Here is a 17,208-nt window from a genome sequence, read left to right as displayed (position 1 = left end):
TGAACAATTTGAGAATCTGGCCAGAATTACCGCTGAGTATGAGTTGCAGGGAAATCCAATTGTTAGTATGGACACCAAGAAGAAGGAATTTATTGGAAATTTATATCGAGCAGGCAGTTTATATACTACCGAAGTTGTTACGACATTTGACCATGATTTTTGGAGTCTAGCTGACGGAAAAGTAGTGCCTCATGGAATTTACGACCTGCAACACAACCGAGGATATTTAAACCTGGGAATCAGTAAAGATACAAGTGAATTTGCTTGTGAATCGATTAAATTATGGTGGGTTAATTACGGAAAAGTTATCTATCCTCAAGCGAATTCAATTTTAATAAAATGCGATGGAGGTGGCAGTAACAATTCTAATCATCACATCTTTAAATCAGATTTACAAAAGTTAGTTGACGAGCTAGGAATAGAAATTAGGATCGCACACTATCCTCCCTATACATCGAAGTATAATCCGATCGAACATCGCTTGTTTCCTCACGTAACCAGAGCCTGTCAAGGAGTAATTTTTACGAATCTTGAGTTAGTGAAAAACCTGATGGCAAAAACTCATACTAAAACCGGGCTTTCTGTGGTAGTAAATGTGATTGATAAAATTTATGAAACTGGTCGAAAAGTAGCTAATGGATTTAAAGAAACCATGAAAATTATTTTTGATGAATATCTGCCAAAATGGAATTATCGTGCGGTTCCGAGTATTTAGCAGACGCTGAAGTTATTAAATTTTCATTCCTAAAGTCCTCTAAAAGAGGACTAATGAGTTCTTCAATCCTCATAGCGAGGACTAATGAATTCTTCAGTCCTCTTAAGAGGACTTTAGCTTTGAGACAGGGGTTTCAACCCCTGGCGGACTGTCGGTTTAACGTGGAAAATCCGGTGCGGGGAGGACACAGCAATGCCGTTTCCCTATTGAGCGAAGACTTTACTTTGATTAAACCCCTGCTGAGTATTTTGAAGCGCCTCGGCGAGTTGAATGTTGGTAATAGAGATCAGTCCATCAGTCCTCCCGCGCACCCGCTAGTCCGCCAGGGGTTAAAAACCCCTGTCTAATAGCTAAAGTCCTCTAAAAGAGGACTAATAAGTTGAAAAATTCTTCTTCTGGGTTCTCAGTCCTCTTCAGAGGACTTATGCTTTGAGGCAGGGGTTTCAACCCCTGCCGGACTATCGGTTTAACGTGGAAAAATCCGGTGCGGGGAGGACACGGCAATGCCGTTTCCCTACCCGGAGGCGCGTTTCCAGCCTCGAATCTCATACCCAACGAGTTTTGCTATAATCAACAGCCTCTTTCAGCCCCAATTTAACACTCGAATTATTGCTGCGAATGTAGAAACATTCCTCTTCTTTCCCGCCCTTATCCTTAACTTTCACATAAATCGGTTTCGGCGATGGCTGAATCACAACCCGACACACATCTAAACCGCTAACTTGATGAAATGTAATTTGCCACAGCGTGCCGCTATCTTTGCCGATTTCTCTCAGCAACAAGTCGTGGTTCAGAAATAACATATAACCGTCAGGATTTTTCTTGTTCAATGTTTGATAGTCAAAATCCAAACCTAGCGCTGTTCCCGCATCGTCTACTCCGATTAATAAAGTTCCGCCATTGGTGTTTAAAAATGCTGCTACGGTTTTGACGATTTCGTGTTCCATAGCTTTGTCTTGTTTGTTTTCTCGGAGATTCCAGCGGGCAGTTGATTTGAATTCGGTGGTGTTGTTTTCGCCCGTCTCGATTAAATTGATGATTTCAGGTTCCCCGGATTTTGGTGCAAAGGTGCGATAGGCTGCTAATGCTGCTTGTTTGACGGCTTCGGGGACAATGGGAAAAGTAGTCAAAATATAGGCAAATTCGGCTTCGGTTAAGCCGTAAAGGTGGGCGATGATGCCGTCTAATTCGGCTCGCAATTGAGCGCGTTCTGTTTCATCGGTAACGCCTTCTCGGTGGGAGTTTAAGCCGACTTCTCGGGCTAATTCGTCAAATTCTGGGGCGGTGCAGATCAGTTTGGCGGCGCGCTGTACGATGTCGGTGAAGTATTTGTCACCTATTTGCGATCGGGGTACAGGCATTTGATAAATGAAGAAAAAAGTAAGATTTGTTGTTACTCGCTGTCGAAAAGCACAATCAATTACATAGCTATTCATCACTGACATAAAAAATAGTTCAGCTTGACAATCTGGTTTTAGCTGTTGGCTATATCTGATGACCGCTGTTGGCAACTTATGATTGCAAAAAACTTCTCTTGGCAACATAGTCATAATCATTGTTCGAGAATCGGTATTTCTAGCAATATCTCTAAATGCCAGACGATAGGTTTGATAATCTAGCTTTTGTCCTCGATCTATTTCATTGCGTTTAAATAATGCTTTGCGTCCTTCATCCTCATCTATCCAATACTTAGGTTGACCCCATAGATGAGTAAACTGATGAATCATCTTACCTTCATAAAGTGGCAGTCTCCCTTTCCCTGGTTCTTGCTTGAATAAATGACTGTCATTAGTCATGTGAAATTCCGCAGTTAACCGCAGATTCCATTTCCCCTTAATCTGTTCGCCAAGTAACGGGAATTGCAGCATTTTTTCAGCAATCCGAATATCTCCCTCATTTTTAAACTCCATCACCGACAGAGAGTCAGGAGATAAGCGACGAATCAGGTTAACAGAAATCTCAATACATTCATCTTTATTGTTCAGAAAAGTATCGAGTTTTTCCACCCGAATCGCTTCTCGCGGATTGATGCGGAAAGCAGCTTGAAATGACTCGGTACTTTTACCTTTCTCAAAGGTAAGCAAGCAGAATTTGAAGCGATGATCCACTCCTTCAAAAATAAACCGTTCATTCGACAAACCAAACAGTGCATCAATCTCAGTCTCAACAAATAACATTTCCCGCAGTTGCTTGGTTCCCAAGTCAGTATAAACTCCAGAAGGAATAATGATGCCGCACTCGCCATTTGGGCGTAAGAGATTAAAACATTGTTCTAGAAACAGCTTGTAGAAGTTAATATCAGTACCCGACTTTTTGCCGTTGACAATTGAAATCTGATTTTTGTACTGTTCAGCCGAACGGTAGTAAGCACTAACATGAGGAAATTCACTCTGATATTTTAACCAAGTTTCAGCAATTTCGGGATTTTGCAGAATTTTGTTTTGCTCTTTTTCAAAAGTTTTGATATCCATCTTACTTTTTTTGGCTAGTTCGTTATGCTGCACAAAAAACTCTCTAGCATTTGGCTTAAAAATTTCCCAAGGCGGATTGGTAATAATCGCATCAAAACCGCCCCTTTCCAACACTCTGTCAAAGTGATATCCCCAATGAAACGGTTGCAACTCGGCAATATCGTCAATCGTTAAAACTCGTTTTTTCGGTTTGCCCGCTAACTGCACTTGTTCGTACTTAATTCCCAAGCGCTGACTAAACTCATCCAACAATAACTTATTCAATTTATCCTGAGACTCTCGATTTAACTTTTCAATATGCTGCCGCAAATTTAACAAGCGGGATTCTTGAGAAGTTCCTTCCTGTTCCTCGGACTGAAAAGCGTGTTTTTTGTACAAATCTACCGATTTATTTTTGTCTGCCAAAATTGCTTTGTAGCTGTTAGCCGCCAAGGCTTGCAGCAGATTTCCTTGCCGCGAATCTCCTACGGAGTCAAACCCCGTCTCATCGACTCGAATCAATCCAATTAAGGAATTCCCCGCCATGATGTTAAAGTCAATATTCGGCAGCGGTTCCAATTCGCTGACATCGTGGGCGGCGGAAACTAAAGCTAAAAACAAGCGCAGTTTGGCTATTTCCACTGCTTCCGGCATGATATCCACGCCGTAGAGGTTGTCGCTAATAATCCGTTTTTTGATATAATAGTTGAGTGAAGTATGCTCTGTTTCGATGGTTTTGAGTAAGTCGTTGAGATAATGGTCGGTTAAAAACTTGCTTGTACCGATGACTTTTGAATAAATGTAAATTAGCGTTTTCATCGCTGCGACTAAAAACGCGCCGGAACCGCAGGCGGGGTCTAGTAATGTTAAGTTTGGGAGGATTTCTTCTAGCAGGTGGCGGCAGAGGTTTGCGTCGAGATTGGTGAGGAGTTCGGTGATGGTTTCAAATTTATGGGGAATCGGGAATTGGGAATCGGGCATGGGGAATTGGGCATGGGAGGAAGGGTTAAGGGTTTGGTTGATTTTGTCGAGGATTAGTTTGTTGATTGTGCGATCGCACAAATATTCAGTAATCTCCGGTCTGGTATAATAAGCACCAAAGGCTTTTTGGTTAATATATTTCTCAAAGATGTATCCCAAAACGGCCGGATTAATTTCGTTTTCTTTCCCGCCCACCGTATCGTCGAGATTCCAAGAATAGGCGGCAAATAAATCAAATATTTTATCAAAAGCAGCATCGGGTATGGCAATATTCGGATAATTCTGTTCGATGGGATGTTCCAAAAACAGTCCGCCATTCAAGTATTTAACATCGCCAATCAGCGTTTCCACCTCAGAAGTTCGTTCAATTTGTGGCTTAGCAAATCCCTCAAAAAACAGTGTTGTCAAGAATTCCGAGTAAAATAAATCCGTTCCCCGCTGCTTGCTTTCGGCTAACTTTTCCTGCAAATACAGCATTTTGCCGCTGTCGATAAATCCTTTGCGCTGCAAAAAATAAACAAACATCAAGCGGTTGAGTAAAACCGAAGTATACCAGCGCCTATCTGTTTCTTTGTCAATGCCGCGAATCACACTTAAAAATTCAACGTGTTGCTGTTTAAATTCTTCAAAAAACTTCTTAGTAACTCGTTCGACATCCAATCCAGCCTGCAATCTTTGGGCGACATCAATCACCGACAGCGTTTCTAATTCTGCTAATTCAACTTTTAGGGCTGTCACCTTACTTAACAACAAATCGCAAGGTTCCCGTTTCACATATACATGATCGCGAGGATAAAGTTTTGTACCTTCGCACTTCACCCAATACCAGAGAGATTTGGTGCGATTTTGGTCGATAAAAATTAATAGATTTTCGCGGGATATTTGGACAATTTCGCGATAAATTGTCAGTCTTTGGGTGCTGTTGGGGATGTTTCCACTAGCGCTAGTAATTTCATATACAACTACTCCTAAAAGTTGGGCGATGGCTGTTCGGGAATAAGTCTCGCCTTCTATTTCTGCGGGTATGGTTTTGGGGGATGATGGATTATCCCAACCGAGTTGTTGGACGAATAGTTTGCTGAATTCAAAGTCTTGGAGAAGTTGGCGGGATTGTTCGAGTGTTTGTGGCATAGTTAAGAAAGTTCGGCAGCGGATTTTGTAGCGGATGTAACGGATGTTTGGTTAGAAACCGGTTTTTTGCGAGAATGCTGGTTTATCATCCTTAATCTCGGAAAAAATCCGGTTTCTTGGGTGGAAGTGAGGGGTCAGAAATGGTTCAGGATTTACGCACTCCGACTAAAGAAACCGGGTTTTTATTGAATCTGCCGGTGACAGTGAAGTATTTTCGCAAAAACCCGGTTTCTGGACTCCCCATAATTATATCTCCTGAAATAAACCTAAAGAACAAATAATCATCGGTTCCCGCTTATCTCCATCTTCACTGACGATACAAAAACGATCGTCCATTCTCAATGCTACGACTAATTCTGCTAAGGTGCGATCGCCAATACCGCTTTTTAACTGCCGGTTCAACGTATCAATTGCCGACTGGCGCAGGGGATAGCGGTAAATTTCATCAATGGCTTTTGACAACTCATCGGATGCGAATATTGTACCACGCATGGACTGGGCGTAACTCTTCAAACGTTCGTAGGTTCGGAACCTAGCACCGGAGGATCTGCCTAATTGTCCGCCCGCAGTCAACTCTTCTTCTGCTATCAATTCAGCACCTTTTTTGACTAATTCGTGATGCTGTTTGTCTCTGGGAATGGCTGGTGTTTCTTCGTCGCAGGCGGCAATTCTTAATATGGCGAGTTGCGATTGAGTGACGCTGTTTCCCGTGCGATCGACCCAAATCAACGAATCATTACCCTCGGCAGTTTTCATGTACAATAAAACTCCTTCTGGCTGCAATGGTTCGGGTATATGAGCGCGAGTTGAGTAAACTACATTTGGCATTGATTCAATGGTTTTCTTCAAAGTCGGATTATTGTCAGTCGCATTTTTCCAAATCTGAAAAGCTTCCGATGTTAAGTCAACTTCGGCATCTTCTTCGCCATCTAAAATCCCGGATTTTTCATTGTAAATATCCAGAATAGCTTGCGGTGAATCGTCCTCAAAAAATGTCTCGTCGGTTCCCACAACTTCCGCATTTTCCTGTAACCGTCGGCGCAGTCTTTCGCGCAGGTTGATAATCCGTTCTACTCCTTCCTCTGGCAAAAATGAATAGCACAAAATGCGATCGGCTGTTTGCCCGATTCTGTCCACTCTTCCCGCCCGCTGAATCAACCGAATAATTGCCCAAGGTAAGTCGTAATTAACGATAATCGCACTGTCTTGCAAGTTGTGACCTTCACTCAGAATATCGGTGGTAATTAAGACCCGCAATTCTTGTTCTGGTGAGATTTTGTCACGCTTACCGTTGCTAGTCGGACTAAACCGAAATGTGAGTTCTGTGGGGTCTTTTGATTTGCCTGTTACCGATGCAATGCCTGCAATTTTTAGCTTGGTTAAATTATCAGTTATATACCGGACTGTATCGGCAAATTGAGTGAAAATTAGTACCTTCTCGCGGGGATGAGTTTCTGCGAGCAATGTCACCAAAGCAGCTAACTTTTTATCTGGTTGAGAATGCCATGCACTGCAAGTTTGCAATACTTCAATTAAACAGCGGGCATCTGCTAGCAAATCTCGTTTTAGCTTCTTGCTATCAAAAAAGTCTGATTTCAGCCATTTAAATCTGCGTTGGTAGCGGGTTTTATATTCTCCATAAACTACTTCTGCGCGCTGTTTAAAACTGTTTTCGCCTAACAGCAATTGGGCTTCGATATCTACAATCTCGCCCGAATCATCTTCGACTTCTTCGCTATCAAAATTGCTCATCACCACTGAATCAGCGTCTTCATCGCTGTTGCGGGTATCCAACAATTCTGCATCCTGAGTGCCGATCGGGATATCGGAGTTTTGCCCGATCGCATATAAATAGATAAAATTCCGCAGGATGTGGCGCTCGATCGACTGAATAAAGGCACTGCCGCTGCTTTCTAGCCGTTTAAACAGGTTTGTGCGCGAAAATCCCATCAACCGGCGACCACCACGGAATAAGGCATTTAACTGTCGCTGCTCTGCTTCAGTCGGCTGTTGTTTTGGTTGTTTGGCGATGTAATTTCCGAGTCCGTAACGGGGCAGATTTAGGGCGTTGATGACTTCGACAATTTCCTCAAAGTCAAGCTGGGAGTTGGTTGCGGAAGTTTCCGAGGAAAACTTAATGGTTCTGGGAATGCGATCGGGAAAATAGGAGCGCGTGCGATTGGCAAATTCTAGATATTTGCGATCGGTTTCTGCATCAGTTTCGGCATAATTTTCTTTGATAAACGAGCGAGTTCTCCTCACCATGTAGCGCTTCATCAAGTCTCGCCAATCATCAGGATGTTCGCTTTTTTCAAAAGCAGCTAAGGAGCGCACCGAACATTGATGTCGCTTCATAAATTCTAACTCTCCTTGACTGCCGCCGCCCAATTGATTTAGCAAAGCTTCGGGCCGCAATCCTAAATTTTGGTCTTCGGGAACAAACAGCCGCAATTGAGCAGATAAATCTAAATAAGTTTTGTTATAGGGAGTTGCCGAAAGTAGAATACATTTACTTTCATTGATGGCAATGTATTCTTGAATCGCTCGATATCGCTTGCCTTCGCGGTTTCTGAGGTTGTGACTTTCATCGATTAAGACAACTCGATAGCGGCGCAATTCTGGCAATTCTTGCTGCACCCGACTGATGGATAAAACTTTCGCCAGCAGCCGATATTTGTCTGCATATTCTTGCCACATTTTGACCAAGTTTTTCGGACAAATAATCAGGGTTTCCAAGAGACAGTCTTCTTGGAGAATTTTGGCAATCGCCGTACCGACTAAAGTTTTGCCCAAACCTACCACATCCCCAATAATCACGCCTCCCCGTTTGGTAATGTGACGGGCGGCCAACTTAACGGCTTCTTCTTGAAACTGAAATAAACCCTTAAAATCGCGGGGAATCCGATACTCAGAAATACCTGCGATCGCCTCGCGGGACAGATGATAGACAATGTTGAGATAGATGTGATAAGGTGGAATTACTTGGGATCTCGCCCAACTGCGATCGAGAATTTCTGCGAGTTCTTGAGAAATATCAATGCAGCCGTATTGTTCCCAGCGATCGTTAAACCATTTTTGCAGTTTATTGCAAGCATCCGAATCTAAGATATCAATATTCAATTCCCCTTGTTTTGAGAGTCCCGATAAAGTCAAATTGCTGCTGCCTAAAAAACCGACGATCGGAGTGTTAGGATCGTGACGGTGTACGAGATAAAGTTTGGCGTGGAGGGGATAAGCTAGAAATAATTTAACAATGACTTTTCCGGTTTTAATCTGATAGCTCAACCTGCGCAAGCCCTGCTCGTCGATATCAGTGGGAGCCCCGATGGTCAACTGCTGACGAAATTCCTCAGCCATCCGTTTTTTGAGGCGAATAATTGCACTATTGTCAATCCCACGGTGATGGGAAATCAGGCTAAAACTAGCATTCAATTCATCGGATGGCAAACTTTGCATTCCCACTAAAAGACGGCAGCAGGCTCCTTGATTTCCCACATATGCTTCGATTAAATCGCCAATGCTCCGCCATCCTCTGAGATTGAAATAGCCCACGCAAAAATCAGCGCGATAGGAGAGTTTAATGGTTTCTCGCAGCGCGGGTAGCAGCGATTGTTCGATATTGTCAAAAATCCGAGGCACTTGATTTTCTCTGTTGGATTAGTTGTGCATAAAAAAGTTTGTTTGTAGTGAGGACTTTAGTCCTTTAAAATTAAGATAGAAGGACTAAAGTCCTCACTACGAACCTGTTTACAATTGCGGTTCAATGCCGGCCGATCGCAATTGAGCGCGCAATTGCTCTAATTCGTCTTCGGCGCGATCGGCTCTTTCCCGCTCTTGTTCTGCTCTTTCAGCCCCCGATAACAACAGATTCCCTTGACTATCCCACCAGCGCAACCAAGGTAAATCAACATTTTGATAACTACCTTGCCAAATTCCCAATTCCACTCCTAACTGCGGAATTGGATAATGACCGCGCGAGTTTGCCGTCACTAATTCATATCTATTTTGAATCAGATTGTAGACTTCAACGCTAGCTTTCCTGACTTCATAAATTCCGTAAAATGCCGGATGGATGACATTTTCATAAATCCAGAATTTACCAGGCTTAGTTTCCTGTTGGCCGGTGCGCAATAAAGGTGTTCTGTCCCGTTCTTCGGCACCATTCCCCGACACAAACTCTAACACAATTAACGGCGATACAAATTCTTTCCACATCACGTAAGAACGGCGCGATTGACCGTCTAGTGTTGGCGGGACATTGGGCACGTAGAACCAATCTGGCGCTTCTGCACCCTTTTCTAATGGGTCAGTTAATCGCCAGTAAATGCCGCTATCTTGACCGATACAGTAGTTACCGTCAGCGTGGATTCTTTGCAAAACGGGAGTAATTGAATCGGTTAGTAGGATGCTTTGGGGATGTTCTTGAAAGTTCTTCACAAAAGTACCGTCAGATTCGGGTAGTTGGGTATGATCCGGCCAGCCTGCGGGGTTGTTTTCGACATCAAGGGAGAATTTCATAATCTTATTTTGATGGGAGGTGTTTTGGCGATCGGGCTTTTGATATCGATTTTATCCGAACTCAATACATCTAACTCATGCCTCTATCTCCCAATCCTCCAGACGCAAACCTTCAACGCGGCTGAACTCGCGGGTATTGTGAGTTACCAGAATTAGGTTGTTGGCAAGAGCAATAGAGGCAATCAAAAGGTCATTAGGGCCGATCGGGGTTCCCGATGCAGCTAGCCCGGCGCGAATTTGACCGTAAATTAGGGCAGACTGGTCATCAAAAGGCAAGCTTATAAACTCATTGAAAAAAAGTTCTAGTCGAGCTAGATTGCTATCTTGACGAGAACTTTTAAAAGCACCCCAGTAAAGTTCTGCTTTAACTACAGAGCATATTGCTACATCACCTGACCGCATCATTGCTAGTCGGCGAGATACCGATGAGTTGCGGTCTGGATTTAACAAACGGATGCAAGTATTGGTGTCTAAAAGATAAATCACAGCAATTCTTCCCTGATTTCATATTCCAACTGCTCTGGACGAACCAACGGTTCTCCCTCCCAACTTCCTATTACTGTCTCAAAAAAACCGGGCGGCCAGCCTAAATCTTCCGGCGTTTTAGGCTCAGTTGCGGGCGCTACGGGCTGGAAAACTAGAATAACTTCCAAATCGGTATTTTTGATACCGCCGGGGATTTGCAAGTGCAACATTCCGTCGGAACCAACGCGCGATCGTACTTTAATACTTTGCATAATTAACCCGCTAAATTTGCTTTCTATTTTAGTTTAAACAGCATAGGTTGGGCCAGTGCAACGAAACCCAACACATAATGCCGGGGTTAACGCAAATTTCACCTACACGCGCCTGCAACCCGCCGCGCGCGCCCTTCCAAGCGCAGGCGAAGCCCGGAGTGAGAGAACCCCCCGCAGCCCCGTGGCTCGACGCGGTACAATAAATGCGATCGAACTTAACGCTTATATTGAAAAAGCTACACACAACGCCACAGGAGACAACGGACGTATGGGAAAAGTAGTTGGCATTGACCTCGGAACGACAAACTCAGTAGTAGCCGTCATGGAAGGTGGCAAACCGGTTGTGATTGCCAACGCAGAAGGGATGCGGACAACTCCTTCGGTGGTTGCTTTCACCAAGGAAGGAGAACGCCTTGTCGGACAAATGGCCAGACGCCAAAATGTTCTCAACCCCCAAAACACCTTTTACGCCGTCAAACGGTACATCGGGCGCAAATATACCGAACTGACTCCAGAAGCAAAGCGCGTCCCTTACACAACTCGCCGCGACGACAACGGAAACATCAAAATCAAATGTCCTCGCCTGAAAAAAGATTTCGCCCCAGAGGAAATTTCGGCGATGGTGTTGCGGAAGTTGGCCGATGAAGCCAGCCGCTATCTGGGACAAGAAGTGACAGGGGCTGTAATCACTGTTCCTGCTTATTTCAATGACTCGCAGCGACAGGCGACGCGGGATGCTGGCAGAATTGCCGGACTTGATGTGAAGCGGATTTTAAATGAACCGACGGCGGCTTCTTTGGCCTACGGTTTGGAAAGACGAGAAAGTCAAACAATCTTAGTTTTTGATTTGGGCGGCGGTACTTTTGATGTATCTATCTTAGATGTTGGAGATGGAGTATTTGAAGTTAAGGCAACTAGCGGCGATACTCAATTGGGCGGCAATGATTTCGATCAGAAAATTGTTGATTGGTTGGCTGAACAATTTTTAGAAAAAGAAGGCGTGGATTTACGCAAAAATCGCCAAGCTTTGCAGCGTTTGATCGAAGCGGCAGAAAAAGCCAAGATTGAGCTTTCGGGAGTCGGTGTTACTGAAATTAATTTGCCGTTTATTGATGCAAATGAAGATGGGCCTTTGCATTTGGAGACGCGCTTGACTCGCGGTCAATTTGAGGGGCTGTGCGCCGATTTGGTACAGCGGATGCGCCGTCCGGTGAAACAAGCTTTGGCTGATGCCAATATGAGTCCTTCTCGGATTGATGAAATTGTGTTGGTTGGCGGTTCGACTCGGATTCCTTTGGTGCAGCAAATTGTGCGCAGTTTGATTGATAAAGAACCGAATCAAAATGTCAATCCCGATGAGGTTGTGGCGGTGGGTGCTGCTATTCAGGCGGGGATTTTGGGCGGGGATGTCCGCGATGTGCTGTTGTTGGATGTGACGCCGCTGTCCCTGGGCTTGGAAACCATCGGCGGGGTGATGAAAAAACTGATTCCTCGCAATACTACTATTCCTGTTAGGCGATCGGACATTTTTTCGACTGCCGAAAACAACCAAACTGTGGTAGAAGTTCACATCATCCAAGGGGAACGGGAATTAGGTAGAGATAATAAGTCTTTGGGACGGTTTAAATTAACGGGAATTCCGCCCGCACCGCGAGGGATTCCGCAGGTACAAGTAGCTTTTGATATTGATGCTAACGGGATGCTGTTGGTGACTGCTTTGGACAAAACTACCGGCAGGGAACAAAGCATTACTGTGCAAGGTGCTTCGACGCTGAGCCAGCAGGAAGTGAATCAAATGATTCGCGATGCAGAACAGTTTGCTCAAGCTGATAAGTTACAGCGGGAAAAGGTGGAAAAACGCAATCGCGCTGAGGCTTTGGCTTATCAAGCTGAGCGGCAGTTGCGGGAAGTTGCGCTCGATCGCGGAATGCAGTTTGCTCAAAGAAGCCGCCAGCGTATTGAAACGTTAATTCGAGAATTGCGAGACAGTTTGGAGCGCAACGACGAGCGCGGAGTTGACCAAGTTGGCTCGGATTTGCAGGATGCTCTTTATGATTTGAGTCGGGAAGTTGCAGCTTTTGCTGAGGATGACGATGATGATGATTTCTTTGAGTCTGTGAAGCGCACTTTGACCGGCGACGGTACCAAGCGCCGCAGCGATGACAACAGCTATTATCAAAATGCTAAGCCGTACAGGCGATCGACTGTCGATCCAGCGCCAGATCGCCCTTACGATCGCTCTTACGATCGCGATCGGGTGCCAGATCGCGATCGTATGGGCGATCGCTCCTACGATCGCACACCCGATCGCAGAACCAGCAATAACCGCCCAACTCGCCCCTATCAAAACCAAAGCGACGACTGGGATGATGACGATGATTGGTTGTAATTAATCATTAGTCATTAGTCTTTAGTTTGAAAGTGAGAAGCAGGATGACTAATGACTAATGACTGATGATAATGTTCGCGAGTTGTTAAGCTCGCACTAATGACTAATAACTAATGACTAATGACTAATAATGCAAAACTTTCGCAATTACTATCAAATACTGGGAGTTCCCAGAGATGCTACGGCTGACGAGATTAAAAAAGCCTATCGACGACTCGCGAGACAGTTGCACCCTGACGTGAATCCGGGAGATAAATCTTCTGAAGATAGGTTTAAAGATATTAATGAAGCTTACGATATTCTTTCCGATCTGGAAAAACGCGCTCAATACGACCAGTTTAGTAAATTCTGGAAGCAAAAGGGATTTCAAGGCAAACAAGGCGTAAAAATTCCTAATTTTACAAGTTGGGGAAATAACAAAACAAATCGTAGAAAGCCAGCAGAAGACATCGATTTTAGCGATTACTCAGATTTTAATAAATTTCTCGACCAAGTGCTCGGAAGGCGCCGGGAAGTGAGGATGGCGACAGAGAATGATGCACCGCGAGTTTCCAATTCGGAACCGTGGAATACGGCTTCTAAGAAAACGAGTTATGTTGCTAATTCTCGGGAAGATAGGAGGGATTTGGACGATCGCGAGATTCGACGTGAAAGTCGCGAAATGGACGATCGCGAAATCAGACAAGACATTGATGCGAGGCTGACTCTGCCTTTGGAAAGAGCTTATTCTGGCGGTACCGAGCGCATCCGGTTAGATGACGGGCGGTGGATCGAGGTAAATATGCCTGGGGCGATGGTATCGGGCCAGCGAATTCGCCTGCGCAATCAAGGTATTGGCGGTGGCGATTTGTACTTAAAAATCACGGTTTCTCCCCATCCATTTTTCCGCTTGGAAATGTCGGATATTTGCTGCGAATTGCCACTGACGCCCTGCGAAGCGGTGCTGGGTGGAGATATTGAAGTGCCGACTCTAGACGGCTTGGTGAAGATGAAACTGCCACCTGGAGTCACGTCTGGGAAGCGGTTGCGGCTGGCGAACAAGGGCTATCCGACTGGAAATGGCGATCGGGGCGATCAGCTAGTAGAAATTCAGGTGTTAATTCCCAAGGAAATTAGCGACGAAGAACGGGAATTGTACGAGAAGTTGCGGCAGATTGAAACATTTAAACCGCGTCAAGATTTGTCTGTATAATCGTAGGGTGCGCACTGCGCACCTTACCAATAACCAACACCACGACACGGAAGTCACGGATACACGAGTAGCTGTTTTTACCAATTACGAATTACCCCTTACCAATTTTTAGGAAATCGCTGGCTCCTCAAACAGATTTTGCATTAAAAAAAAGTCCGGTATCTAAAATAAAAGGGAATTTGCAATAAATATTTAAGTAGAATTACTGTTGCAATTTTTCAGAAACTAGCCGAAAATTAACAACAAACTAATTTTCCCACCATACAGGAGCATTCTGCCGCGATGACTCAAATGCCGCCTCAATGCAACAATCTGCAAGAACAAGTTGACTCTTTACTACAACTGCTGCGTCAGGAATCGTCTTTGCGACAACAAGATATCACGGCGGTACAAGCTTCTCTGAAAAAGGCAATTTCTCCAGAGTTTCAGATTGTGTTTGCGGGCGCTTTTAGTGCGGGAAAATCGATGCTGATTAATGCTTTGCTGGAGCGAGAATTGCTCTACAGTGCGGAGGGACACGCGACTGGTACTGAATGCTACATTGCCTATGCTGAAGCGGCCCACAAAGAGCGAGTTGTCCTGACTTTTTTGAGCGAAAGTCAGATAAAATCTCAAGCCTATGCTCTTTGTACTCAGTTGAGTTTAACTACTGAAATCGATATTAATCAAACAGATGTAGCCACGAATTTATCTAAGGGATGTCAGACAATCATCCAACTAGAAGGTGGAGAAAATAAATCGGAGCGAGCTAAAAAAGCTAAGGCTTTGATACTATTGTTAGAAGGGTTTGAAGCGAATCGCGATCGCATCCAAACTGTGGATAATGCAACTTATTCGATGGCACAGTTTAATTTTTCCAATCTTAAGGAAGCTGCTAGTTATGCGCGGCGCGGTAGCAACAGTGCTGTACTCAAGCGAGTTGAATATTACTGTTACCATCCGCTGCTACAAGATGGGAATATTATTATTGATACGCCGGGAATTGATGCGCCTGTCAAACAGGATGCAGAATTGACCTATGATAAGATTGAAAGCCCGGATACTTCGGCGGTTGTCTGCGTCTTAAAGGCTGCGTCGTCTGGGGAAATGACGACGGAAGAGACGGAGTTGATGGAAAAAACGCGATCGAATCCCGGAATTCGCGATCGCCTGTTTTACATTTTCAACCGCATTGACGAAACTTGGTACAACGCACAACTGATCCAGCGCTTGGAAAATCTGATTAATTCCGACTTTCGCGACACCGCCAGAGTCTATAAAACCAGCGGATTGCTGGGATTTTACGGGAGTTTGATTAGAGGGACAACCGGGCGCGATCGTTTTGGTTTGGATAGCATATTTGCCGCCAGTCGCGATCGAGTCGATCCAGACACGAAGGCGGGTAGTAAAAGCGAAAACAGTGAAGAAACACCGCAATTTGTCAGCGAATTTAACCGCTACTGCGCGAATTCCGGCAAACTATCTCCCAGCCGATTTCGGATTTCAGTTAACAGCTACGAAACGCCCAGTCAAAACTACGTGCGGATTCTGGCGGAACAAGGTCAACCGTTAATTCAGCAATTAATTCAAGATAGCGGCATCGAAGATTTTCGCACAGGCATCACCGATTATCTCACAAAAGAGAAACGCCCGCAACTGTTCAAAAATCTGGCTGACGATTTAGAGGATTTGTGCATTCAACTGCGGAAACAATACCAAACAATTCAGCGGAATTTGGACAGCCAGCCCCGCGAAATTGAAGCGATGAAAGCCCAAGAACTTTTGCGCCTCAATCAAGAATTGCAGCAAGTCGGACAGGAATTTCGAGAACATATCGCCAAAGAAGTAAATGATACGATCATGAACAGATGCGATATTTTCGATACAGATTTTCGCCAACTGCAATCTCGGATGATCCGCCGCTTGGATGAATTGCTAGATGGATTTTCAGTTGAAGCGGCTTACGGACGCACTTTGATGACTCACCCGCGCAATGCTACTGCACCTTTAATTGCGGTTTTAGTGGAAGCGCTTTATTATTTAGCGAATCAGTTAGAAGATATTTTAGTAGAGGCTACCAAATCACTGGTTGAGAATTATTTCCAGTATTTAAAAGACAGCATTCGCAAGTCGGAATACTATCGATTGCTTTATCGGTTGTTGGGGAATGACGGGGGAATTGAACAGCAGTTAGAGGAGTTGTCACAGCAGGTTTCTCGTGCTTTGGTGAATGCGGCGGGCGTGGAGTGCGATCGCTACGTGCGAGAAAGTCCGCGTTTTTACGACGAAGGCACGTTTTCGATTTACCAATTCCGGGAAACATTGCAGCAAACATCCCAAGGTTTTGACTGCGAAAATATGGTAGACGCGCAACCAGCAATTAGACAATTATTGAGGCTAGATTTTGAGCCGAAAGTATCTCGAACTATTCGGCAAACTTTCCGCCAAACTGTGAATCAAACCCTAAAAGAGCATTTGTTACCGATGGCGGAACAGCAAGCTGATGATATTTTGCAAAAATACAGTCAAGCCCGCGATTATTTGGAGCAAACTTTGGCGCAGGAAGCTGAGGAGAAAATTGCCAGAAATCAGCGGCTGCAAGCGGAGAATGAAGAGAAAATTAAAGAGTACGATCGGGCGGTTTCGGGGATTAATAGTTGTTTGCAGGCGATGAAGTTGCACGAGCATTTGTTACCTGTAATTGGAGAAAATAAGAGCGTTGTTGTGGATTGTGAATGATTGGAATGGAGGTAATTGGAAATCCGGCGATTGGAAACCCGGCGATTGGAAATCGCGGCTACACAGACAAAACCCGACGGGAGCGGGTTGAATAAATAAGAGATTCTTAGTCCGCGGAGGCGGACATTGTTTGTGTAGACGCGAATTATATTCGCCTGGGCTATTGCAAAAAGAGCATCTATTACGGCGATTGGAAATCCGGCGATTGGAAACCGCGGCGATTGGAAACCGCGGCGATTGGAAACCCGGCGATTGGAAACCCGGCGATTGGAAATCCGGCGATTGGAAACCCGGCGATTGGAAATCGCGGCGATTGGAAATCCGGCGATTGGAAATCCGGCGATTGGAAATCCGGCGATTGGAAATCCGGCGATTGG

General features: G+C 44.8%; 10 protein-coding genes. 5 read left to right on the top strand and 5 right to left on the bottom strand.

Translation table 11 applies throughout. The annotated features are described in order from the left end of the window. Together QT974_RS05985 and QT974_RS05980 are read left to right on the top strand one after the other, a co-directional pair. Window positions 1–715 (top strand): ISAzo13 family transposase (locus QT974_RS05985; RefSeq protein WP_333467608.1); only part of this gene is annotated, 715 nt, incomplete at its 5' end. Window positions 716–768: 53 nt separating this feature from the next. Next, the gene (locus QT974_RS05980; protein ID WP_333467607.1) at window positions 769–1,062 is read left to right on the top strand and encodes a hypothetical protein; all 294 of its coding nucleotides are present in this window, start codon (window positions 769–771) and stop codon (window positions 1,060–1,062) included. 198 nt (window positions 1,063–1,260) lie between these two features. Here QT974_RS05980 and QT974_RS05975 read toward each other — a convergent pair whose 3' ends face one another. From QT974_RS05975 to QT974_RS05955, 5 genes are all read right to left on the bottom strand, one after another. After that, entirely contained in the window at window positions 1,261–5,277 is a 4,017-nt protein-coding gene (locus QT974_RS05975) for an Eco57I restriction-modification methylase domain-containing protein (RefSeq protein ID WP_333467606.1), read from the bottom strand. A gap of 246 nt (window positions 5,278–5,523) precedes the next feature. After that, entirely contained in the window at window positions 5,524–8,916 is a 3,393-nt protein-coding gene (locus tag QT974_RS05970; protein ID WP_333467605.1) for a helicase-related protein, read from the bottom strand. Window positions 8,917–9,024: 108 nt separating this feature from the next. Then, window positions 9,025–9,795 carry a Uma2 family endonuclease gene (locus tag QT974_RS05965; protein ID WP_333467604.1) on the bottom strand — a complete coding sequence of 257 codons (771 nt, stop codon included), beginning with the start codon at window positions 9,793–9,795 and terminating at the stop codon, window positions 9,025–9,027. Window positions 9,796–9,870: 75 nt separating this feature from the next. Continuing rightward, window positions 9,871–10,281 (bottom strand): type II toxin-antitoxin system tRNA(fMet)-specific endonuclease VapC, encoded by a 411-nt coding sequence (gene vapC, locus QT974_RS05960; protein WP_333467603.1) that lies wholly within the window; start codon window positions 10,279–10,281, stop codon window positions 9,871–9,873. Further along, window positions 10,278–10,532, bottom strand: a complete 255-nt coding sequence (locus tag QT974_RS05955) for a hypothetical protein (RefSeq protein ID WP_333467602.1) — start codon at window positions 10,530–10,532, stop codon at window positions 10,278–10,280. Before QT974_RS05955 ends, vapC begins: the two co-directional genes overlap by 4 nt. 268 nt (window positions 10,533–10,800) lie before the next feature. Between QT974_RS05955 and dnaK the strand changes: the two genes are divergently transcribed. From dnaK to QT974_RS05940, 3 genes are all read left to right on the top strand, one after another. Then, window positions 10,801–12,921: a molecular chaperone DnaK gene (gene dnaK / locus QT974_RS05950; RefSeq protein ID WP_333467609.1), complete on the top strand. Its 2,121-nt coding sequence runs from the start codon at window positions 10,801–10,803 to the stop codon at window positions 12,919–12,921. A gap of 130 nt (window positions 12,922–13,051) precedes the next feature. Further along, window positions 13,052–14,113 (top strand): J domain-containing protein, encoded by a 1,062-nt coding sequence (locus QT974_RS05945; RefSeq protein WP_333467601.1) that lies wholly within the window; start codon window positions 13,052–13,054, stop codon window positions 14,111–14,113. 282 nt (window positions 14,114–14,395) lie between these two features. Further along, complete coding sequence (locus tag QT974_RS05940; RefSeq protein WP_333467600.1) at window positions 14,396–16,831, top strand: dynamin family protein; 2,436 nt, start codon at window positions 14,396–14,398, stop codon at window positions 16,829–16,831. Window positions 16,832–17,208 lie beyond the last annotated feature (377 nt).

The organism is Microcoleus sp. BM001215392 (genome assembly GCF_036700185.1).
In the GTDB taxonomy this organism is placed as follows: domain Bacteria; phylum Cyanobacteriota; class Cyanobacteriia; order Cyanobacteriales; family Microcoleaceae; genus Microcoleus.
The sequence above is the reverse complement of the archived record's forward strand: the minus strand, read 5'-3'. Positions and strand labels throughout refer to the sequence as shown.